The sequence below is a fragment of the uncultured Fibrobacter sp. genome (assembly GCF_947305105.1).
In the GTDB taxonomy this organism is placed as follows: Bacteria; Fibrobacterota; Fibrobacteria; order Fibrobacterales; family Fibrobacteraceae; genus Fibrobacter.
On record NZ_CAMZCS010000023.1, the window covers coordinates 1 to 21,814 of the forward strand.

The 21,814-nt window shown below is 52.0% G+C and carries 16 protein-coding genes; 7 read left to right on the top strand and 9 right to left on the bottom strand.

Annotated features, from left to right (window positions below):
* Positions 1-1,813, bottom strand: a 1,813-nt coding sequence (gene cas3 / locus Q0Y46_RS10500; RefSeq protein ID WP_297947239.1) for a CRISPR-associated helicase Cas3', incomplete at its 3' end; no start/stop codon positions are given.
* Between the two features lie 321 nt (positions 1,814-2,134).
* Between cas3 and Q0Y46_RS10505 the strand changes: the two genes are divergently transcribed.
* Positions 2,135-3,259, top strand: coding sequence for an HTH domain-containing protein (locus Q0Y46_RS10505; protein WP_297947241.1), 1,125 nt, complete (start codon positions 2,135-2,137; stop codon positions 3,257-3,259).
* Between the two features lie 95 nt (positions 3,260-3,354).
* Positions 3,355-4,371: a hypothetical protein gene (locus tag Q0Y46_RS10510; protein ID WP_297947243.1), complete on the top strand. Its 1,017-nt coding sequence runs from the start codon at positions 3,355-3,357 to the stop codon at positions 4,369-4,371.
* An 18-nt stretch (positions 4,372-4,389) separates the two neighbouring features.
* On the opposite strand, the gene Q0Y46_RS10515 is transcribed toward Q0Y46_RS10510, so the two are convergent.
* Positions 4,390-5,091 carry an OmpA family protein gene (locus Q0Y46_RS10515; RefSeq protein WP_297947245.1) on the bottom strand — a complete coding sequence of 234 codons (702 nt, stop codon included), beginning with the start codon at positions 5,089-5,091 and terminating at the stop codon, positions 4,390-4,392.
* A gap of 144 nt (positions 5,092-5,235) precedes the next feature.
* Between Q0Y46_RS10515 and Q0Y46_RS10520 the strand changes: the two genes are divergently transcribed.
* Positions 5,236-6,318 (top strand): hypothetical protein, encoded by a 1,083-nt coding sequence (locus Q0Y46_RS10520; protein ID WP_295682633.1) that lies wholly within the window; start codon positions 5,236-5,238, stop codon positions 6,316-6,318.
* A 47-nt stretch (positions 6,319-6,365) separates the two neighbouring features.
* Here the strand turns inward: Q0Y46_RS10520 and Q0Y46_RS10525 are convergent, their stop codons facing one another.
* Both Q0Y46_RS10525 and Q0Y46_RS10530 read right to left on the bottom strand, forming a co-directional pair.
* On the bottom strand, positions 6,366-7,367 hold the full coding sequence (locus Q0Y46_RS10525) for an FISUMP domain-containing protein (RefSeq protein ID WP_295682636.1): 1,002 nt from the start codon (positions 7,365-7,367) through the stop codon (positions 6,366-6,368).
* A 124-nt stretch (positions 7,368-7,491) separates the two neighbouring features.
* A complete protein-coding gene (locus tag Q0Y46_RS10530) occupies positions 7,492-8,292 on the bottom strand; it encodes a phosphatase PAP2 family protein (protein ID WP_295682639.1) in 801 nt (266 codons plus the stop codon).
* A gap of 52 nt (positions 8,293-8,344) precedes the next feature.
* Here Q0Y46_RS10530 and Q0Y46_RS10535 point away from each other — a divergent pair, with 52 nt between their 5' ends.
* Entirely contained in the window at positions 8,345-9,292 is a 948-nt protein-coding gene (locus Q0Y46_RS10535; protein WP_295682642.1) for a metalloregulator ArsR/SmtB family transcription factor, read from the top strand.
* 517 nt (positions 9,293-9,809) lie between these two features.
* The gene (locus Q0Y46_RS10540; RefSeq protein ID WP_297947248.1) at positions 9,810-12,590 is read left to right on the top strand and encodes a hypothetical protein; all 2,781 of its coding nucleotides are present in this window, start codon (positions 9,810-9,812) and stop codon (positions 12,588-12,590) included.
* Positions 12,591-12,679: 89 nt separating this feature from the next.
* Here the strand turns inward: Q0Y46_RS10540 and Q0Y46_RS10545 are convergent, their stop codons facing one another.
* From Q0Y46_RS10545 to Q0Y46_RS10555, 3 genes are read right to left on the bottom strand one after another with little or no spacing between them, the layout of a single operon-like run.
* Positions 12,680-13,657 carry a hypothetical protein gene (locus tag Q0Y46_RS10545; RefSeq protein WP_297947250.1) on the bottom strand — a complete coding sequence of 326 codons (978 nt, stop codon included), beginning with the start codon at positions 13,655-13,657 and terminating at the stop codon, positions 12,680-12,682.
* 22 nt (positions 13,658-13,679) lie between these two features.
* A complete protein-coding gene (locus Q0Y46_RS10550; protein WP_297947252.1) occupies positions 13,680-14,546 on the bottom strand; it encodes a zinc ABC transporter substrate-binding protein in 867 nt (288 codons plus the stop codon).
* A 59-nt stretch (positions 14,547-14,605) separates the two neighbouring features.
* Positions 14,606-15,403, bottom strand: coding sequence for an HAD-IA family hydrolase (locus tag Q0Y46_RS10555; RefSeq protein WP_295682651.1), 798 nt, complete (start codon positions 15,401-15,403; stop codon positions 14,606-14,608).
* A 58-nt stretch (positions 15,404-15,461) separates the two neighbouring features.
* On the opposite strand from Q0Y46_RS10555, the gene Q0Y46_RS10560 reads away from it, so the two are divergent.
* Together Q0Y46_RS10560 and Q0Y46_RS10565 are read left to right on the top strand one after the other, a co-directional pair.
* Positions 15,462-16,166 carry an RsmE family RNA methyltransferase gene (locus Q0Y46_RS10560; protein WP_297947254.1) on the top strand — a complete coding sequence of 235 codons (705 nt, stop codon included), beginning with the start codon at positions 15,462-15,464 and terminating at the stop codon, positions 16,164-16,166.
* A gap of 139 nt (positions 16,167-16,305) precedes the next feature.
* A complete protein-coding gene (locus tag Q0Y46_RS10565) occupies positions 16,306-18,012 on the top strand; it encodes an HD domain-containing phosphohydrolase (protein ID WP_295682656.1) in 1,707 nt (568 codons plus the stop codon).
* 110 nt (positions 18,013-18,122) lie between these two features.
* Here Q0Y46_RS10565 and pflB read toward each other — a convergent pair whose 3' ends face one another.
* Both pflB and purT read right to left on the bottom strand, forming a co-directional pair.
* Positions 18,123-20,372, bottom strand: a complete 2,250-nt coding sequence (gene pflB / locus Q0Y46_RS10570) for a formate C-acetyltransferase (RefSeq protein ID WP_295682659.1) — start codon at positions 20,370-20,372, stop codon at positions 18,123-18,125.
* Positions 20,373-20,395: 23 nt separating this feature from the next.
* On the bottom strand, positions 20,396-21,580 hold the full coding sequence (purT, locus tag Q0Y46_RS10575; RefSeq protein WP_290958831.1) for a formate-dependent phosphoribosylglycinamide formyltransferase: 1,185 nt from the start codon (positions 21,578-21,580) through the stop codon (positions 20,396-20,398).
* Between the last annotated feature and the right edge of the window lie 234 nt (positions 21,581-21,814).

Consider the following 21,814-nt stretch of genomic DNA (forward strand, 5'->3'; position numbering starts at 1 on the left):
TCGGGCAAATCCTGGTTATCAAATAATCCGCATCAATATCAATAGATTGTTCTAGAACTTGCGTTCCCACTAAAATTCGACCACAAGTATTTCGCTTAGAATAGCCATTTTTTCCGTACAGAGAAACCCACTTATTTTCTATTTCAGAGCGTTGCTTCTTTATAAATCTGGAATGAATCAATCCACATTCCAAGCCCATTTCAGCAGATTTAGCGGCCAGTTTCTTGAAAACATCCTGAGCATCAGCAACAGTATTTTCTATCCAAAGAACTTGTTCCCCATTTTCAGCTTTTTCCAAAGCAACGTCAAAAGCCTTTTTATCATCTTTGCTTATTTGAATAGAGACATTCCGGTTAGATTCTCCCAAACTCGAAATTTCAGAAAAAGTCTTGTCCGTTTGGCTAGAAATTAGGGGATAACTATCGTTTAATACTTGTTCAAACGGTAAATCCAAAATTTTCTTTTTCTGGGATGAAGTCAATGTTGCACTTAAAATGATTACAGTACATCCAATGTGCTTTAATTCATCAACAAGGGCGTTCATTATCGTTCCTGTATAGGAATCGTAGCTATGCACTTCATCAAGAATCACAACCTTCCCAGCCAATCCAAACGCACGCACCATACTGTGCTTTACATTCATTGCCGCCATAAGCGCTTGGTCAATAGTTCCAACGGCAAAAGGAGCCAGAATTCCTCGCTTTTTGGAATCAAACCAAGACTTACCAACTTTGGCATCTTCACCAAAAGCGTCTTCTTCGAGCCAAGCTGAACTATGCAACAACTTTAAGCAATACGAGGATTCTTCGCCTACGATTTTTTCGAGAAACAACTGCACGCGTTCATAAATTTTATTAGATGTCAACTGAGTCGGAAGACCAAAATAAATTCCAGAAGCAAGACCTTTTTCAAGCATTTTATAAGCCGCATAAAGAGCCGCTTCAGTTTTTCCTAAGCCCATCGGAGCTTCCAAAACATAAACTCCGGGAGAAGAAACAGATTCAAAAAGATCCGACTGAATTTTTCTAGGAGAAAATCCAAAAATATCTTCGAATTGGAGTCCTTTCTTTATAGAAAGTGGAATAAAACCAGCATTATGGACAGCCCTATGAGCAATCTTTTTCAAATCATCTTTACTATAAGAATGATTTTGCTGAATATTGCCAAAATAACCACCAGAAGCAAGCCAGTCTGCAACAGTAATGAAACCACCTATAACACAAGCCTGCTTCCATTCGTTTAAATTATTTGAACCAGAATAAGGGAAACTCCGCTTCAAGTTCTCAATAAGCTTATGACGTAATGAGGTCCAATTATCACCGCCATAAATATCACTATTCTCCGCAACAGGGCTAAAATTAGGTTTAAAGCCGTGATGCATTCCTTCAATAATTGCAAGCATTTTTTGTTCAGGAAAGCTACTTTCAACAGATACCTGAGAAATCTTTCCATGAAAACTCACATCTTTTCGTTTTGCTCTATTTTCATTAGCGCTTTGCAACTGAGGAAAATCTTTAACATTACCAAGCCAAGATGTGTATATCATCCGTTGAAAATCTGGACTAATCTTTCCAACATCATGTATAGACGCAAAAAACGGAGCCGATTCTGTAAGAATCTGCTTCATATTATCAATTAAAGACCTGCATAATTCCTCTGCAACAAAACCCGTTATCAAGCAATGCTCAGCAACAGAAACACCGGGCTTTGATTCGCCCGTTTTTTCATCAACAACAAGTTTAGCAAGGCACATACCCAATGGAAGAGCCTCTATATCTTTACTAAAAAAAGTTTTTTGTTTACATCCAAGCATAAATCACATATAATATAAGTAGTCACTGCGTCATTTTTTGACGCAATGACTACTTAGTGGCGTAAATTTTTATTAACATTTCGCAAAAAAAATTGAAAGAAATTCACAATGAGCTGGAAAACTTTCAAAAAAGGATAACAAAGAAGGTCTTCATCTATATAAAAAAATGTCCATATTGATGTTGACAAAATTCAAAAAGTGGCGATAAAATCGTCTCTAACGGCGCAATTAGGAATAGAACATATTCCATGAAAAAAGTGCGGCATTTCCTACCCACAAAAATAAAATTATATTTAACTTCGATTGCTGCAAGGAACTCCGATGCGAAAGAAACCGTCAGAACTGGATTTTGAAGAATACATTCGTCAGGTCGAGCCCGCCAAGCGGGAAAAGTCCTACGCATGGTCTACGGCTATCGGCTTGCAGCAGGTTGATGGCCTGACGCCTTCAGATTATCTGCTCGAAGTTGCCAAGAAAAACATCGAGGGGAAAATTTCCCTGAACAAGGCGCAAGCGCTCATTGATTCTTATTACGAATCGAAGACTGAACGGGCGGATGACCAGGACGAAACGGAAGAAGCGGACAAGGTTTCGACCCGCATTGCACAGGTTTTGAGTGAAAAGGCGTTCAGTTTCTCGCCGTCTTTCTTGATAGCCATCCACAAGCGTCTCTTTGATCGGATTCTCAAACATGCCGGAGAAATCCGCAAATACAACATTTCAAAAAAGGAATGGGTGCTGAACGGGGATTCCGTGATGTATGGGGCTTCATACGAGTTACGGATGGCCCTGGATTACGATTTTGAACGTGAACGCGAATTCAATTACAGCAACTTGAGCATGGACGAGATTGTCCGGCACTTGACGTTTTTCGTATCGAGTCTATGGCAGATTCACGCCTTTGGCGAGGGCAACACGCGTACGACTGCGGTTTTTACCATCAAGTACCTGCGTTCCATGGGATTCAAGGTCGGGAACGATATCTTCGCCAAGAATTCGTGGTATTTCAGGAATGCGCTCGTCCGTGCCAATTACAAGAATGTGAGAAAGGGAATCCAGCAGGAGCCGGAGCATCTTGAAAAGTTCTTCCGGAACCTGCTAATGGGCGAACATAACGAACTGAAAAACCGCTATTTGCATGTTGACTACAAGAAGACACAAAGCCGCATCAATACTGAAAAATCAAGTCCAAAAGCAACGAAAAAACGTGGTAAAAATGTCCCTGTAAATGTCCCTGTAAATGTCCCTGTAAATGTCTCTCTAAAAGACCGACCAAAAAAGATTATTGCAGTTCTCTCCAAAGACCCTCATGTGTCAGCCACAAAGCTTGCTGAAAAATTTGGCGTTACAGAAAAAACAATCAAAAGAGATTTGCAGTTACTGAAGCAGCAAAATTTGATTACCCGTGTTGGTGCCGACAAAAACGGCTATTGGAAATTACGATAAAAAACCATCAAAATTTCAACAAAATTCATTTGTGTCATTTTATGTCACACTCTAAATCTATATTTTCATTGTAACCTTCAACAAGGAGGCCTACAATGGCAAACGAAATCTTCTACGTCAAGGTCGAAACTTCCAAGGCGGCGACTGTCTACGCCTTCAGCCGGAGCGATACCGGCATCATGGACTACGCGGGCACGGCATCGCCTTCTGCCAGCGATCTTTCGCAGATGCAGTGCGTCGAGGGAAGTTCGTATTTCACGCCTTCGTGGTACACCTACCTGCCCAAGGCTTTGCAGGCAGAGATTACTGTCTTTATCCCGGCGGCTATCAAGGACCTGGATGCAAACCAGTACTCCTTCTTACTGCACGTGGGCGCCCTGCTGCTCGCCATCCAAGAACGCGACAGCCTTCTCACGGCCGAGCTCCTGCACCGGCGTTCGATGGTATTCGCGAACTTCACGCCCATCTTGCTGCATATCCTGAAGCCCATTGCAGCCGAGGCGCTTTTCGCCTGGGTGTACGGGAGTTTCCGTGGCGACAGCAACTTCAAGAATGTCTACGCGGTCGATGCGCCTATTTCTACTGGCGAGACCGACACGGCGACAATCCTCCTTGCGGCCGCGCGCGACACGCTCAAGCCCGCTCCGCACAAGGAATCGCCCGAAGAGATGTTCATCCGCTACTTCGGCGAAGGCGACGCGCAACATTTCGATTTCACTATCGGGATTGTCGGCGCATCGAACCACCCGTGGGTCGATGGTGTCGAGAAATTCGGAGTCCTCTCCGATGCTGCCGTCAGTTTCCATTTCGGCGACGACCCTGCGGCCGCTGGCAAAAAACATCAGGAAATCTTTGCATCGCTCAAGGCAAAGGTGCAGGCGGAGCCGTACAACCCGCACGACCACAACGCCATCTGCGTGAGCATCGACGATCTGGAATCTATCTTGAAGGGTGTCCCGAGCAAGAGCAAGGCGGGTTACCTGCGGGCAACAGGCGCCGCCATTCTCCGCAAGGCGCGTCCGAACCTGTACAGCTACGAATCTGCGCTTTGGCGCATCGGCGGCAATCCCGATTACTTCGAGAATGCCATCGTGATGCGGGTCGGTTTCTAGCGGAGCAAGCGCCTGCGTTTATTCTTCGTGGGCGTTGACTTCTTCGGGGTTGAGGACGCGGATTTCGATCCTGCGATTGGCCATGCGGCCCGCCTCGGTGGAGTTGTCGGCCTTGGGGCGGGAATAGCCGTAGCCGGTAGCGGTCACGAGGTCTTCGGGGATGCCCTTGCTGATCATGTACAGGCGCACGCTGTAGGCGCGTTCTGCCGAGAGCACCTGGTTGAAATCTTCGCCGCCTTCGCTGCTGGTGTGGCCCTCGACTTCTATTTTCGCCTTGGGGTTGCGCTTGAGCCCGGCAATGGCCGCGTCGAGCGTCTTGAGCGAGCTCGGGACCAACTCGGCACTGCCCGCCTTGAAGGTGACTCCGGTGAGTTCCGCGCGCGTGTCGTCGAACACGACGGTGATGCCGCCGGTACTTGCCGTCAGCGACACGTACGGCGTCTCGCCACATTCGAACGGCCCGGTCAGGCTTTCGCAAAAGATGGTGTACTTGTCTTCGCGGGGAATCATGAAGCTCGCCTCGCCCTCGGCATCCGTGGTCACGGATATTTTGTTCTTGGGCTGGGCCTGGCCGACAAAGATCAGCTTCTTGCGGGCGTGGGGCGAATCGTTATCATCTACATAAGAAACATTCAGGACGGCATGCGTTTTGTTCGGCGCGAGGGCATAAGAAAGATTGAACGCAATCGACACGGCGATAACGAACTTGGGAAAAAACATTTGTACTCCATTCATAATGACACCTCCCCAAATGGAGGAAATCTGCCACAAAGATACATTTAGAGGGGCAAAAATGGACAAAATGTATTTGCAATATAAGATGTTTTTTTTAAATTTACGTCACCTTTAAAATAGGAGACTTCCATGAAGTTCACCAGTATCGCAAGCATGCTCCTGATTGCGGGCATGGCCAGCTCCGTTTTCGCTGCCGATGACAGTTTCAACCTCAAGGGGAACGTCCAGACACAGGTCACCAAATCCATCGCCGACGAAGACAATAACTTCAGCAGCGGCTGGATCCGCGCCAACGTGGGCGGGCAGTACAAGAGCGAAAGCCTCGACGGGCTCATCATGCTCCGTATCTTTGCCCCGGAATTCGGCAACAAGAACGTGACGGACGCGACGACCGACGAAAACGGCAAAGTCAAGGCGACAAAGTCTGCACAAGACAAGATTCTCGCCGACCTCTACTGGGCCAACTACAAGTGGAATCTCGGCGAAAAGGACAAGATGAACCTGAAAATCGGTCGCTGGAAGACCGACTGGTCGCAGTCCACCCACTTCGGTACCTACCTCGACAAGGACCTCACCAAACGCGGTCTCTGGATGCGCGATTACAGCCACAACGCTCTTGAACTGGGCTGGATTCACGGTCTCAGCACCCTCAACATCATGTTCGCCACACAAGACGGCCATGCAAACAAGGGCTATGTCCGTGTGGAAGAAGACATGAAGTTCACCTTCCCTCTCGAAGTCAAGGTCGGCTACCGTGCCAACCATGGGGACCCGATACAATATACGGCCTACACCACGCACAGGGTTGCAACCTACGCGAGCTATAAAATTGTTCCGGCCTTCCGTGTTTACGGCGAATATGCCTGCATCTACACTCAAGACGAAGAGCTCAGCGAAACAGCTCCTAACTATCTCGCTCCCGAATCCAAGTATTTCAAGCCGGGCATCTATTTCCAGCCGTTCTACCTGGGTATGGATTTCGCACCGCAAAGCGGCATCCTGAACACACTCATGAGCAACCTCATGGTGGAATGGGAATACATCAACAAGCGCGAAAACCTCTACCAGGACTCGGACACCTACGACGAATGGGCATGGACTGTTGCCTACGTGAAGAAAATCGCTTCTTCCAAGCTCCAGTTCAGCGTCTACAGCGAAAACGAACTGAGCGACGTCGGCCTCGCCTTCCGCCTCACGACGACACTCAAGTAATCTAAGCAGTATTTGGACATGGACCATCGGCATTAGCCGATGGTTTTTTATTTCAGGTCGATAACGCAGCGCACATAGAGACCTTTCTGCACGCTTTCGTCGGAGCGGTTGATGCTATGCGCCTGGCGGCGGAACTCCCATGCGCGGCCGGTGCCTTTCTCCACCGAAGTGCTAGACCAGTAATGCCCTGTGTACGTCTCGTCGCAGTATTCGTCCCAATCGCGGCACCCGCCACGTCCTAGGTTATCCCAATCCAGCTTGGACTTGTCTTTTTGATAATCTCTCCATTCACCGTCGTTCGGGAGGTGCCAGCCCTTCGGGCAGACTCTCTGCGCCTCGTCGAAGGTATAAAAGCGCCCATGGCGCTTGCAGAACACTGAATCTTCCAAGAAACACTGCTTTACGCTCGTGAGGTTGTACTGGAGATTCTGCTTCATCCACACTTTGGTGCTGTCGCGGATTTCCACCTTGTACTTTTTCCCGTCGCGGGGGTCCGTGAACACCATCTTGTCGCGGGAGATGCCCATATCTTCGAGCGGGTCGTAGTCGCCGACGCAGCGCACGGGCAAGGCCATGCTGTCGGTGACGGCGATTTCGCTGAACATCCCGCGGTTGAGATCGAGCATAATGCCGCGTTTCTGTTCACCGGCCACAGCAAAATAGCCGACTTCCGGGCCGACCTGCTTGTTCTCGTTTCCGCCAATTTCGTAAAAGCCGGCCGGGGCTCCGACAAAGCTACGCATGTTCTGCTTCTTGCGCGCACCGACAAACTGGTCGCGAGCAAGCATTTCCCATTCCTGCCAAGACGGAATACGCGTCTTTTCGGGGCAGACCTTGTCCCAGACCTTCGGGGTGTAATACGCCCTGTTCCTTACGACGAGCGAAGCCCCCTCTTTGTATGAAAGATTTCCTGTAAACCAGTTGAGAGTCCCGGAGCGATACACTCTGTAGACACGATTGTCGCGCGAATCGCTATAGTCGTTCGCGGCAAACGATACTCCCGCCACCATTGATAAGGCCACAACCAAACGGCCTAAATAACCTAACATTTTTCACCTCTACAAAACAGGTACAAACTACGGCCACTCTTAAAAGAAACTTTTAGGGGCGACCCTACCCTGAATATACAGGAAAAATCTCCAGGTTTTTGTAAAAATTAATTTAGAGTGGGTCCTATAGGAGGAATATCACACCCATGAAGCCCGGACCGACAACAATTCCATAATTTTGCGGTTTTTTCTTGTGAAATTCAAGTATGGAAAGGCTCACTCCCGTGCCCACTAGAGCACCTGCGACCACGTCTGTAGGGTAATGCTTGCCGGCGGCAATCCGGAGCGCACCGACAAAACCGGCGAGCGATAGCGATCCTGCCCACACAAGCCCGCTATACGGGGACGAGGGGTATATTTCGTCGAATGCAGTCGCCGTGAATATGGCGGTCGTAAACGCCGCGGAGGCATGCCCGCTAAAGAAGCTACCGTAGGCCTCGCCCTTCGCCTTTTCTGCGGCCTCTCTCCCCTCTCCGTCTTCGGCATATATATAGGGGCGCGGCCAAAGCTGCATCGAGCGCGCAATCGTGTTGAGACCATCCTGAATGGCGAGAGCCTGCGCATACATCAGCGTGTAACCTAGGAATCCGGAGGCCGTACCGCCATTATACCAAGCGTAACCGGCAAGCGCAACTGGCGCGACAGCCACGGGAGATGCCCAGTCGCTCATCCTGTCGGCCAAATCCGAATAGCGCCCGGCAACGGGCCTGTCCCAGGGCAGCAGTTCCGCCTTGGGCTTCACGTCGGCATCGTCGGGTTTTTCCATGTCGGAGTAGCGCATGTTGCCATAAACAGAGACCATGGCGGCACCGATAGTGAGCGGAACATCCCAAAGCGTGAGGACATATTCCGCAGCCACGGGAGAAAGCGCCCCCGAAACGAGAAACCAGGAAAAAAACAGCGCTTTCGGCAAAAAAGATTTCATTGACCTATAAACTAAAAAATTATATTCAACCTGTATATTATCAGGAGCTTCCGTGTCCAACCAAGAAAATATAAAAGAGCCTATCCGCCCCGACATGGGCCTGTTCTCCGCCATTTCCGACGAAATGCGTCTCAAGATCCTGTTGCTCCTCGACCAGGCCGAATTCACGGTCAACGAAATCAAGGACATCCTGGACATCCACCAGAGCAACGCAAGCCGCCACCTGGCCAAGCTTTCGGCATGCAACTTGCTGAAGGACCGCCGCGACGGAATCAAGGCCTACTACGGCTTAAGCGACGACCTCTACTTGAGCCGCCGGGTGCTTTCGGTCATCCGGGACGCCTGCGAAGCACTGCCAGACAAAGATATCATCAAGTGCCGTGCCGCCCAGATTCTGGAAGACCGCACCGACAAGACCAAGGGGCAAATCCACAAGCTCGACCAAGCGGGCGGGAGCCTCAAAGCGCAGATAAGCCTGTTCGCCAAACTCATGTACCCCTTCGAGAACGTCGTGGATATCGGCTGCGGCGAAGGCGGCGACCTCACGCTCATGATGGCCGGCCGCTGCAAGCACGTGACCTCCATCGACTGCGACCCCAAGGTGATTAGCGGGCTGCAAACGACGCTCGCCCAAAAGGGAATCAAGAACGTAAGCCCGAAAGTCGCCGAAATGACGCAGACCGGGCTCCCCGAGAATTTTGCCGACCTCGTGTTGATGAGCCAGGTGCTCCACCACGCGACCGACCCGCACCTTGCCCTCAAGGAAGCTGTCCGCATCCTCAAGCCGCACGGTACGCTCGCCCTTTTAGACCTCGCCCAGCACAAAGAAGAATCCTTCCGCACGACGCACGGGCATATCTGGCTCGGATTCGACAAGAACCAGATAGAATTTTTGCTCAAGGAACTGAACTGCAAGACGATTGTTTCCGAAATCATCCCCAGCGAGAACGAGGTCGACAAGAAACTCCCCGTCATTTGCATGATTCTGGAAAAACAGTAACTATTTTTTAACTAACCTCTTGCTTTTTCGGCGAGAATCGAATAGATTAGAAAAAAACAGCTAAGGAGTCCCGCATGGCAAAACTGATCAAGTTCATCGTCTTCGCCGCAGTTTGCATCATTACGGCATTCGGAATCTACAACCTCATCAAGACCACCAGGATTGACGAAAATACACTCGACTAGCCCGGTGCATTCCTAGCGCCCTTCTGGCACAAGCAAGCTTGTCACGAAGCCCGTCCCCGACGGGCTTTTCTTGTACCCTCCCCAAAAAACGATATATAAAGCATGAACAGCCCAGCATTCCTTATGTTCCGAGCGAGATATTTATTCAGTCATTGAGAAATTCATTTGTCGTTGTGAGAATAGAAGCGTCGGCCGGGGAAGGGGAGGGTGCAGGGAGGGGACCGGGCGGCCTTCGCAACTCCGAGCGCGGTCCCCTCCCGCATATATATAATTGAGTCATAAGAAATTCATTTTGAACACTAGATGGCTACCATTTTTTTATTTTATACTCTATGAATCTCTTGCAAAAGAAACCTGTATTTTTCACGGCAGCCGCCGTGCTCTTCCTCGCAGTCCTCATGATTATCTTCAGGGACTTCGCGTTCGACCCGAACAAGCTCATGCTCAACAGCGACCAGCTGAACGGCATCGGTAGCCGAATCCTCCGCGCCGAAAACGTCGTGCTCACGGAATGGGACGACAGCCGCTTGGGTGGCGTACCCACCATCGACGCCTTGTTCGGCGACGCCTACCACCCGCTAGTGTGGGTGCAGTTCCTCACGGACCCGGCCCGCGCCATCGGCATCAAGTTTATCCTGACCATCTGGGTCGCCTTCATGAGCGCGATGCTCCTCGCCTGGAACCTCACTGGGAACCGCTGGTGGGGCGCCCTACTCGGGTTCCTCTACGCTCTGTCGCCAGAATTCTTCACCTACTTGTACGGCGGTCATGACGGCAAGATGATGGTGTTCGCCATCGCGCCGCTCGCGCTGCTCGCCATCCGCAAGATTGTGCGCGACGGGAGCCTCCCCTACGTGGCCGTACTCGCGCTTTCCATCATCTGGATGATTCTCGGGAGCCACCTGCAGCTCACCTACCTGTTCCTGTGGGGTGCGGGGCTTTATACGCTCTACGAAGTGGCGTTCCATTGCGATGGGCTCTCGACGCGCGGCAAGCGCATTGGGCTTACTGCAGTAGGCCTCGCCTTCGGCCTTGCAATCAGTTGCTTCCAGCTTGTGCCACCTTACCTCTACACCACAACGCAATCTGTGCGTGGCGAAGGGGACCACACTAATTATGGCCACGCCGTCAGCTGGTCTTTGCACCAAGAAGAAATGGCCCAGATGCTCCTGCCCGGGTTCGTGGGCGTCGACGTCTATGAGCAAGATCCCAACACAAGTGACCTGAACGGCAGTTCGTTCGTGAACGTCACCATGCAGGAATACCGCCAGATGGCCGAAGCCGGTAGCCAGGGTTCGCCCTTCTACTGGGGCCACAACAGCTTCAAGCTCGACCACAACAACGCAGGCGCACTCCTCACCTTCCTCGGGTTCCTCTGCCTGTTCTTGCCGGGCAAGCGCCGTTGGGCTGCCTTCTGGGGGCTCGGCGCAGTCGTCGCACTCAGCTACGGCATGGGCGACCACTCCCCGTTTTTCAAACTCTGGTACAACGTTCTCCCGGGTGTCAAGAATTTCCGCGCACCGGGCATGGCTTTGTTCTGGTTGCCGCTTTTGCTCGTGATGATGGCGGGGCCCGTCCTCAAGTCGCTTGCCGGTGACGATGAAAAATCCGCTGCCGAACGCAAGGCTCTCTTGCACGGAACGGTCATGTACGTCATCCTCCTTGCACTCGCTGTAATTGCCCGCTTCTACTGGACAACCTTCATCGGCCCGGTCGGCTTCGTCGTGCTCCTCGCCTACGCCATCGCATGTCTCGGCGTCATGAGTCTCGACGATCAGGGCAAGGCATTCACCTTTGCGAACTTCACCGATGCGTTCAAGTCTGGGCTCCCTGGCACGCACCGCGCTATTCAGGTTTGCGTCCTTCTCGGGTTCGCTGTCATCGGCGTGTTCATGATGAGTGCGCAGAACTTGCTGAACGACCCTGTCACGGCACCGTACTTCAAGCCGCTGAACGAAACCGTGATGAACATGACTGCAAGCAAGGTGATTCCCGGATTCATCTTGATTCTCGTCGTCATCGGTATCACATGGGCGCTCACCAAGTGGAAGGGCACAACACCGATCAAAGCAACCATTCTCGCCGTCGCTGCTGGCGTCGAACTGTTCTTCATCGAAGGCGCGTTCGTGCAGAACGTCCAAGCAAACGAATACCTGCAGCCGGACAACGGAGTTGTCAAGGCGCTCAAGGCACCGTTCCGGGGCGATTCCCTCAACACGCCGCGCGTACTCTCGCTTTCGCGCAACAAGGCTTTAAGCGGCAACATATTCACGCAATACCACATGCGTAACGCCGACGGCTTCCACGACAACGAACTCGCGAGCTACCGCACTTTCCGTGGTGGGCAGGGCAACACCAACTACTTGATGAACATCAACGATCCCACAGCCCCGCACCCGTTCCTCGACCTCATGAACATCGGAGCCATTGTCTTCGACACTCGCCAGGGCACTTCGTACATGCCGATTGCAACGGCGATGGGCGAAGCCTACCTCTACGGCGAAGCCGTCACGATGAGCGACGAAGACGCCATCAAGACTTTGCAGACCCAGGCATCCATCCGCAAGCCCAAGGCTAAAACGGAGCAACCGGCAGAAACTGCCGGAGACACTTCCGCCGCGGCCGTGACCGCGGACAGCGCGGCCACGGACAGTTCCGTCGCTACGACGGAACCGGACGCTCCCGCCTTTGCCGACGAGGCCGGAAAGTTCTTCTACCGCGAAAAGGTCATCCTCTCCGAGAAGCCTGAATTCGACGGCAAGGGGAGCGTTGCGGCGGAAGGCCCCATCCAGGGTTCTGCCAAACTGGTCGAAAGCCCCAAGATGGACACGCAAGTGTTCAAGGTCAACGCAAGCCGCAAGGGCTTCATGGTCGTCGCGGGCAACTACCACCCCTACTGGAAGGCCTACGTGAACGGAAAAGAAGCCAAGGTCTACAAGGCGTTCGGCGCACTCCGCGCTGTCGAAGTCCCCGAAGGGCAATCCGAAGTGCGCATGGAATACCGCAGCGTTCCGTTCCACGCTTGCCTCAAGGTGAGCCTCGTCTTCGCCATTCTCCTCGTAGCACTGGCCGCAGGCCTTGTCGTGAAGGCGAAGGTCCTCGCAAAAAAATAGGCGCCAGAAAAATTATTTTCCTGGACACCGTTTAAATTTTTTTTGAACTGCCTCTCCATTTTGGGGCAGTTCTTTTTTTTTGAACTTTTTTATTCGGCCTTCATGCCGCTCAACACGGCACGGACGGCCGAACGGGCAAGCTGGTCTGCAGCAGCATCGTCATCAGCAGCCTGCTTCCTGGGGAGGATTTTCTTTTCTTCTTGCATGTTGAGCACGAGGCGCTTGATGCAGTAGATATCGTAATCCACTTCTTCGGAATACTTGTCAAAAACAAACGTCGGATCGGGAGTCTTGTCATCTTGGTAATCACCGAAGGCCGCTTCACAATCCTTCTTTTCGTAAGTGTTGCGAAGTTTGAACTTGATATTGCAAGTCTTCTTGCCGTAACCAAGCGTAATCGTTCCCGAATTCTTGGTGAAGTTGTTCATGCCGATAGAGACATCCCCGTTGTACATGGTCAGCTTGTTGCACTTGGGCGCACGGAGATCATCCATCATTTCTTTCGCATCGAAATGCCTGTCGTTTTCGGGCTGGAACATCACGTAGAACTTGGCCAATGCGGAATCGGCCTGCTCTATGGCACTGTTCTTATTCATCAGCTGGTGCAACAGCGACGAGGCAAAGCATTTCCCTTCGTAGCGGAACACGGATTCTACCGTACCGTTCTTGAGGAAGCGCTTAGCGTTCATGATGTTCTGGTCGGCCGCCTTGGGTTCGTACCACACTCCCGTGGGGAACGACTTGCCGTTGTACTCGAACTTTGTCCAGTTGTTCTCGTGGATTTTACGGATCGACGCAATTTCCCCATTACGGTAAGCCTTCAACGAATCGTGTTCTTCGCCCTTCTTGTTCCATACAACATAGCCGAGCGTACTCGCCTTACATTCGGGAGCCGTTATCACGAGCAAGGAATCCTTGGAACGGTAGGAGTAAGAAGCCTTACTCAGCACCATCTCAAAGGATTCATCGAATTCGATATGCGTCGGAGAATCGTCCCCGCAGGCGGAAAGAGTCATCATTCCGGCGGCAAAAGCCGAAATGGACAAAAGTTTCAGAGTATTTTTCATCGGCGGTTCCTCGGAAAAAATGTTACTTCTTCAATTGTTTCGGTTTTGGCAAATTCAGAGTAGGGCGATCCTTCCGCAATGCAGCCGCAATCTCATTGATTACGTTCGCCATAGATTTTGCATTGTCCAAGAAGTCGTACGTAAGGAAGTTCACTTCTACCACCTTCGCACCGAAATCCCTCTTAAATGACTCAACGGCCAACTTGTCGAACTGTGGCGGCACGAATACCATCTTTGCTCCGGTTTTACGCCCCAACTCAACAATTTTCTTGACATCCTTTGATTTCGCCACCTTCCCCGACACTTCCACAACTTGCGGTTGCAGGTCATAATCTTGAGCAAGGTAGGTGAACAACGGGCGTGTCGCAATAAATGTCCTGGCATCCTTGGGCAACCTGCGAACCGCAGCTTCCAATTCGTCATCAACTTGATTCAACTTCCGCAAGAAAAAAACATGTTTTGCAACAAAATACGAATCCCTCTCCGGGCGGAGTTTAGACAAAACAACACGTATGTTCGTAGATATCTTGGCCATCTGTTTTGGAGAAAGCCACAGGTAAGGATTGGGCTCATTGCCTTCGCCAGCAAGCCACACGATACCTTCGGAAATATCAACAATTTTGATTGTCTGCTTGACCTGTTTGAAACGCGGGAGCCAGGCCCTATCTACACCGGAACCATCCGTAAGGTAGACATCAGCCAACGAGAAATCCTTGATTTCTTTGGGCTGGGGCTTATAATAACGCATGTCGGTCCCAGGAGGCAGCAATGTCACCACCTCGACCTCGTCTCCTCCGATGGCTTGCACCATGTTTGCATACGGAGCAAACGAAACGGCGATGACTATCTTGTCCCTGGCGACAACAGAGCCTGCAAATACAATGGACATGACAACGGCCAATTTCAAGGCGAGAGAAAAACGAGACAACTTTTCAAAAAGAATCGGCATCAAATAGTTCCCTTAAAAAAAGAATCGAAGTCTATTTCGCTTACGTTCTCTACAATGAACTCGGGCTTGCATTCAAGCGCATCGACATCGGCACGCTTGGTCTCGCCGCACAAAGGCAGTACAAAGCGGCAACCAGCGCGCTTGGCCAGTTCGAAGTCCGTATAGAGACGGTCCCCGACAAAGAGAATCTCTTCGGGTTCAAAGCGGTTCAGCACCCCGGCAAGCATGGCCGGGCTCGGCTTGCCAAAACTGCGTTCGGGTTCCTTGCCGTATGCCGCCTTGAGGAGAGCCATGAAACTCCCGATATCTGGAACAGGGCCTTTCTCGTCGGGGCAGACAAAATCCGAGTGGGTCACCCAGAAGGGCACACCGCGCTGCACGCGGAAGGAGAGTTCGCAAAGTTCGCGGTAATCAAACGAATTGTGGTAAGCGACAAGTACAAGTTCCGTTTCTTCAACAGACGGATTCAAGTTCAACGATGGATCCTGTGCTGCAAACCATTCGAACACTTCTGGATTCGCAAAGAAGAATACGTTCTTTATGCCCTTCGCATGGATAGCTTCGAGCGAAAGGTAGAGCGCCGAAATGATGGAGCCATCCCGCAACGGCAGGCCCATACATTTGAGGCGGTTTTCGTAAAAAACGGGAGACTTGCTCGTATTGTTGCTCAAGTAATAGACGGGCACCGACTGTGCCACGCGACAAACCGTCTCGACCGCTCCAGGATAAGGACGGCCGCTCAAATACAGAGTTCCATCCAAATCAAAAACAACAGTCTTAACGGGTTTATGCAACATGCGTAAAAAATAACTAATTTCGCGATTCAAAACCACAAAGATTTTCTACCTTAAGGGTATGAAATCACCTGACAGCCATTTTTACTGTTCCGCCATCGTCAAAGGCCGCGCAACCCTCGACGAGAACGAAAGCAGCCACGCTATCCGCGTATGCCGTGCCACCGAAGGCGACACGTTGCAGCTTTGCGACGGGCTCGGGCATTTCGCCAATGCGACCATCGTTCGCGCCGACCCGAAGGCATGCGAGGTAGAGATTCCCGAAGTCATCACGGCATCGTCCGAACGCCCCAAGGTTTCGCTGGGCATCGCTTGCCTCAAAGATGACGCCCTGGAAGAGGTGGTTTTTCACGCGGCACAGACCGAAATAGACAAAATTATCTTCCTCCGCACGGACTTTTCGCAGGAGCCCAAGAATTCCGACCTCCACAAGACCGTCCACAGAGCCGAATTGAAGAGCCTTGTCAGCCTGAAGCAATCGAAAAAGCCTTGGCTTACGCAAATTGAAGGACCCATAACACTAGACGAATGGCTCAAAAGCTATACTGGCGACATCATCCTCTGCGACGAAAAGGGTTCATCCCTCCCAGAAAGCGTTGAGGACGAGACAATGTTGCTTATCGGCCCAGAAGGAGGGTTTTCTCCTCGAGAAATCGCTTTGATTACATCCCGCGAAGGCAAAACGCGGCTCCTCGGCCTTGGAAAAACACGGCTCCGAGCGCGCACAGCGGCAATAATCGCCCTCGGAAAAATCGTTTGCACATAAATGAACTTTACAACTGAAAAATACGTTTCCCCGACGGGAAACTTATTTTTTTATACATTCAAAAAAATTACTCCTCTTTTCAAAAAATTAAGTATAGATTCAAAACGTAAAAAGCAATAAACATTAGAGAGAGAAAAAATTGACGAACCCACTGATTGTCTATGTCGGAATTACTGTTGTATTGTCTTTGATCAACACGATTTCCCTGATAAAGGTCTACCCGAGAAGTGCAAACACTTTTTATCCGTCCTCCTTCTACATAGCGACAATTACCATTTTTGGATTCCTTTTCCAAATTTTATCGTCAAACATCGAAGAAGCCCTGCTTGCGAACAAAATTGTGCTTACCGGCGGTATTTTCTTGCCACCGTTCCTGCTGATGGCGCTTTTGAACCTCTGCCACATCAAGATTCCCGCATTTTATCGCATGGCGCTATTCGGCTTCAGCAGTGGTGTGTACCTTTTCGCCATCACGAGCGGCTATACCGATATTTTCTACAGCAATGCCGAACTTATCACCGTCAACGGTATCAGCAAGATCAAGGCGGATTTCGGGCCAGGATACTATCTGTTCTGCATGCAGTTGGCCGCCTACGGAGTGACCTACCTAGGCATCATTATATTCTTCTTGTTCCACAGGAAAAACGTCTCGTTCCAGAACCTATGCAGTCTGGCTTTCATCGGAGCGGTCACGCTCGCCTCCTTAGCCATATCCAAGAAAATGGAAATGGAAGCCCTCGTAATACCTGCCGTATTCCTGTTGGACGAATACATTTTGCTCATCCTCGTCCACCGCATGGGAAAATACGATATCGAGACGACCGTCCTGAACTCCCTAGTGCAATCAAACACCAGCGCCTACGTGACATTTTCCAAGAGCAAGCGTTACATCGGCTGTAACGAAATTGCCCGCAGCTTTTTCCCAGAAATGCAAGCACTCCGCGTAGACTACCCGCTCAGCAACAAAACGGAAATCGAAAAGACATTCTCCAAACTCCTGGACCAGTTCAGCCCCGACGATTTGAACAAAACCATGTATTTCCAGATCGGGCGACGCCACTACAAGTGCCTCATCAAGCACCTTTTCCACGGCAACAGTGACTGCGGCTACATGATGCGTATCGAAGACGACACCCGGACGCAGCGTTACATCCGCTTCCTCGACAAGTACAACAAGGAACTCGTGAACGACGTGCAAGACAAGGATTCGCACATTCAAGCCATGCAGGAGCAGATGATTGTGGGCATGGCCAACATGGTCGAAAACCGCGACAGCAACACGGGCGGGCACATCAAGCGCACAAGCCAGGTCATCCGCATTCTCATCTCCGAGATGCGCAAGGATGCAAGGCTCGGTCTCAGCAGCAAGTTCTGCCGCGCCGTCGTCAAGACAGCCCCGATGCACGACCTCGGTAAAATCGCCGTCGACGACATCATTCTCCGCAAGCCAGGCAAGTTCACCAACGACGAATACCAGATTATGAAGACCCACGCCGAAAAGGGTGCGGCAATCGTAGAAAACCTGTTGCGCGATATCGAAGACCCGGAACTCGTGACCATCGCGAAAAACATCGCAAACTACCACCACGAACTTTGGAACGGCGATGGGTACCCGGAACACCTCAAGGGCACACAAATCCCGCTGGAAGCGCGCATTATGGCCATCGCCGACGTGTACGACGCCTTGGTGAGCCAGCGTTGCTACAAGGAGCGATTCTCGTACAACGAGGCTTACGACACCATCATCAATTCTATGGGCACACAGTTCGACCCCAGTCTCAAGCCCTACTTCGTCAACTGCCGCGAAGAACTCGAAGCCTACTACGACTCTGCCCTCGTCAGCTAACAGGCGCAAAGCAACAGACAAAGAAAAAATTCTGAAAAACAAAAAAAACCTAGATTGTGCATCTAGGTCTTTTTTATTTAATCTGAAATGCGACCGAAGGCCGAAACCCGTTACGCCATCTTGCTATGGAACGTACGGTTGATGACGTCCATCTGCTGTTCGCGAGTGAGCTTCACGAAGTTCACAGCGTAACCAGACACGCGGATAGTAAGCGTCGGGTACTTCTCGGGATGTTCCATCGCGTCGACGAGCATTTCGCGGTGCAGCACGTTCACGTTCACGTGGTAACCCGTGGCGTGGACAAAGCCGTCGAGGCAGTTCGCAAGGTTCGTGATGCGGTCCTCAAGATTGTTGCCCAGGGCTTCCGGCGTTGCCGTTGCCGTCCAGGAAATACCGTCGAGGGAAGAATCGTAGTCGATCTTGGCCACAGAAGCGCCCGCAGCGACAAAGCCGCTCACGTCGCGACCGTTCATCGGGTTTGCGCCCGGGGCGAAGGGTTCGCCAGCACGGCGACCGTCCGGGGTGTTGCCCGTGTTCTTGCCGTAGACAACGTTGCTCGTAATCGTGAGCACGGACTGCGTCGGGACGCTGTTGCGGTAGGTCTTCTGCTTCTTGAGCTTGCCCATGAAGCGGTCAACGAGGTCCTTTGCGATGCTGTCGGCGCGGTCGTCGTTGTTGCCGTACTTCGGGAAGTCGCCTTCCACCTTGAAGTCCACGGCAACGCCGTTCTCGTTACGGATCGGCGTCACCTTGGCATACTTGATAGCGCTCAGGGAGTCCGCCGCCACGGAGAGGCCGGCAATGCCACAAGCCATCGTGCGGTAGATGTCGCGGTCGTGCAGAGCCATCTCGATGCGTTCGTAGTAATACTTGTCGTGCATGTAGTGGATGATGTTCAAGGCCTTCACGTAGGTCTTGGCGAGCCATTCCATCATGGCGTCGAACTTTTCCATCACGGTATCGTAATTCAGGACTTCGTCCTTGATGGGTTCGAAACCCGGGGCCACCTTGGCCTGGCTGATTTCGTCGACACCGCCGTTGATGGCGTAAAGGAGCGTCTTCGCGAGGTTTGCGCGGGCGCCGAAGAACTGCATCTGCTTGCCGACGCGCATGGCCGACACGCAGCAGGCGATGGCGTAGTCGTCGCCCCACTTCGGGCGCATCAGGTCGTCGGATTCGTACTGGATGGCACTCGTCTCGATGGAAGTCTTCGCGCAGAAGCGCTTCCAGGCGACCGGCAGCTTTTCGGACCAGAGCACGGTCAAGTTCGGTTCCGGAGCGGTGCCCAGGTTATAAAGCGTGTGCAAGAAGCGGAAGCTGTTCTTGGTCACCATCGGGCGGCCGTCAAGACCGATACCACCGAGGGATTCCGTCACCCACGTCGGGTCGCCGCTGAACAGGGCGTCGTATTCCGGCGTGCGGAGGAAGCGCACCAGGCGCAGCTTGATGACGAGATCGTCGATGAGTTCCTGGGCTTCGCTTTCGGTAATCTTGCCTTCGGCGAGGTCACGGGCGATATAGATGTCGAGGAACGTGGAGGTACGGCCAAACGACATGGCGGCACCGTTCTGTTCCTTCACGGTGGCGAGGTAACCAAAGTAGGTCCACTGCACGGCTTCCTGCGCGGTCTCTGCCGGGCGGGAAACGTCGAAGCCGTAATTCTTGGCCATCTGCACCAGCTCGCCGAGGGCGTTCAGCTGTTCGGAAAGTTCTTCGCGGAGGCGGATGACCTCTTCGGTGAATTCCACATCGTTGAGTTCGTCTTTTTCCTTCTGCTTCTGCTGGATGAGGAAATTCACGCCGTAAAGCGCGATGCGGCGGTAGTCACCGATGATGCGGCCACGGCCGTAGGCATCCGGAAGGCCCGTAATCACGTGGGACTTGCGGCATGCGCGAATTTCGGGGGAATAGACATCGAAAACGCCCTGGTTGTGGGTCTTGCGGTAGCTGGAATAGATTTCCGCAATCTTCGGGTCCATCTTGTAGTTGTAGGCGTCCAGGCTGTTCTGCACCATGCGGAGGCCGCCGTTCGGGGCAATCGCGCGCTTGAGCGGAGCATCCGTCTGCAAACCGACAATCTTTTCGAGGGACTTGTCGATATAGCCCGGAGCGTGAGCGAGGATGGACGTACCCACCTCGGTAGAAATATCAAGGACAACCTTTTCGCGTTCCTGCTTCAGGAGGTCGCGGACCTTGTCCATGATTTTATTTGTGCGTTCCGTCGCCGGAGCGAGGAAAGAGCCATCCCCTTCGTAGGGAGTGTAGTTGTCCTGAATAAAATCACGGACGTTTACGCTGTTGCGCCAGGATTCACCCTTGAATCCGCGCCAAGCAACGCTGTTACCTTCTGAGTTACTCATTTTCACCTCTTAAAAAAATCCTTTTAAAGTTTAACCTGAACCTTTTCGCGCATGGCCATGACCGCAGCCTTTGCTTCTTCTACGGTATCGCGGCGCGCAAGGAGCACGCCCATACGGCGGTGCCCATTGAGTTGCGGCTTGCCGAACAAACGGATATTCGTGTCCGGCTCGGCGAGAACTTCGCCCAGGTTGCCAAACTGCACGTGGTCGGACTCACCCTCGACGACAATTGCCTTGGATGCGCTCGGGCCGTGGAAGGCGATGTTCGGGATCGGCAGGCCGAGAACGGCACGCGCATGGAGCGCAAACTCCGAAAGGTCCTGGCTGATCAGCGTCACCATGCCGGTATCGTGCGGGCGCGGAGAAACTTCGCTAAACAGCACGTCGTCTTTGCACACGAACAGTTCCACGCCAAAGATGCCGCGGCCGCCCAGGGCGTCCGTCACCTTTTTCGCAATGTCTTTTGCCTTTTCGAGAAGTTCGGGTTTCATCGGCTGCGGTTGCCAAGATTCCTGATAGTCGCCACCCACTTGGTGGTGACCGACCGGTTCGAGGAAGCTGGTACCGCCCACATGGCGCACCGTGAGGAGCGTAATCTCGTAATCGAACGGCACAAAGCCCTCGACAATCACGCGGCTCGCTTGGCCCGTGCGGCCACCCGTCTGGGAAATGTTCCAGGAATTTTCAATGTCGGCTTCCGTCTTGATGACGCTCTGGCCGTGGCCAGAAGAACTCATCACCGGTTTCACGACGCAGGGGATGCCGATTTCCTTCACGGCGCTCTTGAATTCTTCAAAGTTGTCTGCAAAGCGGTACGGGCTCGTCTTGAGGCCCAGTTCCTCGGCCGCGAGGCGGCGGATGCCTTCGCGGTTCATGGTAAGCTTGGTCGCCTTGGCTGTCGGGATGACGTTGAAGCCTTCCTTCTCGAGTTCCACGAGCGTATCGGTCGCAATTGCCTCGACCTCGGGAACGATATAGTCGGGCTTCTCACGCTCAATCACCTCGCGAAGGGCCAGGCCGTCGAGCATGTTGATAACATAAGAACGGTGAGCAACCTGCATGCCCGGAGCGTTGGCGTAGCGATCGACAGCCACGACCTCCACCCCCAGTCGCATCATCTCGATGATGACTTCCTTACCCAGTTCGCCGGCGCCACAGAAAAGCACCTTGGTAGCAGTTGTGCTGAGCGGGGTTCCGATTTCAAACATACCTAGACTCCTTCTCGAAAAATTACTGTACAATTTTACTAAAAAAACTATATCTTGTGTAGGGTACAAGGTTAAATATACAAGATATTGGGGTTGGCATTCACTGCGTAACTAAACATTTACAGCAAAATGTTTAAATATGCAACCTTTTGATGTTCAACGAGATACGATTTTACCCCTCAAAAAACGGGGAACAGAATTATACATCCCTGCAAAAGCAAGGACCCCCTAGAG

Bases quoted from the DNA above. Each gene is read 5' to 3' on its own strand.
- Q0Y46_RS10505 (WP_297947241.1), top strand. From the start codon at position 2,135: ATGCGAAAGAAACCGTCAGAACTGGATTTTGAAGAATACATTCGTCAG.
- Q0Y46_RS10510 (WP_297947243.1), top strand. From the start codon at position 3,355: ATGGCAAACGAAATCTTCTACGTCAAGGTCGAAACTTCCAAGGCGGCG.
- Q0Y46_RS10515 (WP_297947245.1), bottom strand. From the start codon at position 5,091: ATGTTTTTTCCCAAGTTCGTTATCGCCGTGTCGATTGCGTTCAATCTT.
- Q0Y46_RS10520 (WP_295682633.1), top strand. From the start codon at position 5,236: ATGAAGTTCACCAGTATCGCAAGCATGCTCCTGATTGCGGGCATGGCC.
- Q0Y46_RS10525 (WP_295682636.1), bottom strand. From the start codon at position 7,367: ATGTTAGGTTATTTAGGCCGTTTGGTTGTGGCCTTATCAATGGTGGCG.
- Q0Y46_RS10530 (WP_295682639.1), bottom strand. From the start codon at position 8,292: ATGAAATCTTTTTTGCCGAAAGCGCTGTTTTTTTCCTGGTTTCTCGTT.
- Q0Y46_RS10540 (WP_297947248.1), top strand. From the start codon at position 9,810: ATGAATCTCTTGCAAAAGAAACCTGTATTTTTCACGGCAGCCGCCGTG.
- Q0Y46_RS10545 (WP_297947250.1), bottom strand. From the start codon at position 13,657: ATGAAAAATACTCTGAAACTTTTGTCCATTTCGGCTTTTGCCGCCGGA.
- Q0Y46_RS10550 (WP_297947252.1), bottom strand. From the start codon at position 14,546: ATGTCCATTGTATTTGCAGGCTCTGTTGTCGCCAGGGACAAGATAGTC.
- Q0Y46_RS10555 (WP_295682651.1), bottom strand. From the start codon at position 15,403: ATGTTGCATAAACCCGTTAAGACTGTTGTTTTTGATTTGGATGGAACT.
- Q0Y46_RS10560 (WP_297947254.1), top strand. From the start codon at position 15,462: ATGAAATCACCTGACAGCCATTTTTACTGTTCCGCCATCGTCAAAGGC.
- pflB (WP_295682659.1), bottom strand. From the start codon at position 20,372: ATGAGTAACTCAGAAGGTAACAGCGTTGCTTGGCGCGGATTCAAGGGT.
- purT (WP_290958831.1), bottom strand. From the start codon at position 21,580: ATGTTTGAAATCGGAACCCCGCTCAGCACAACTGCTACCAAGGTGCTT.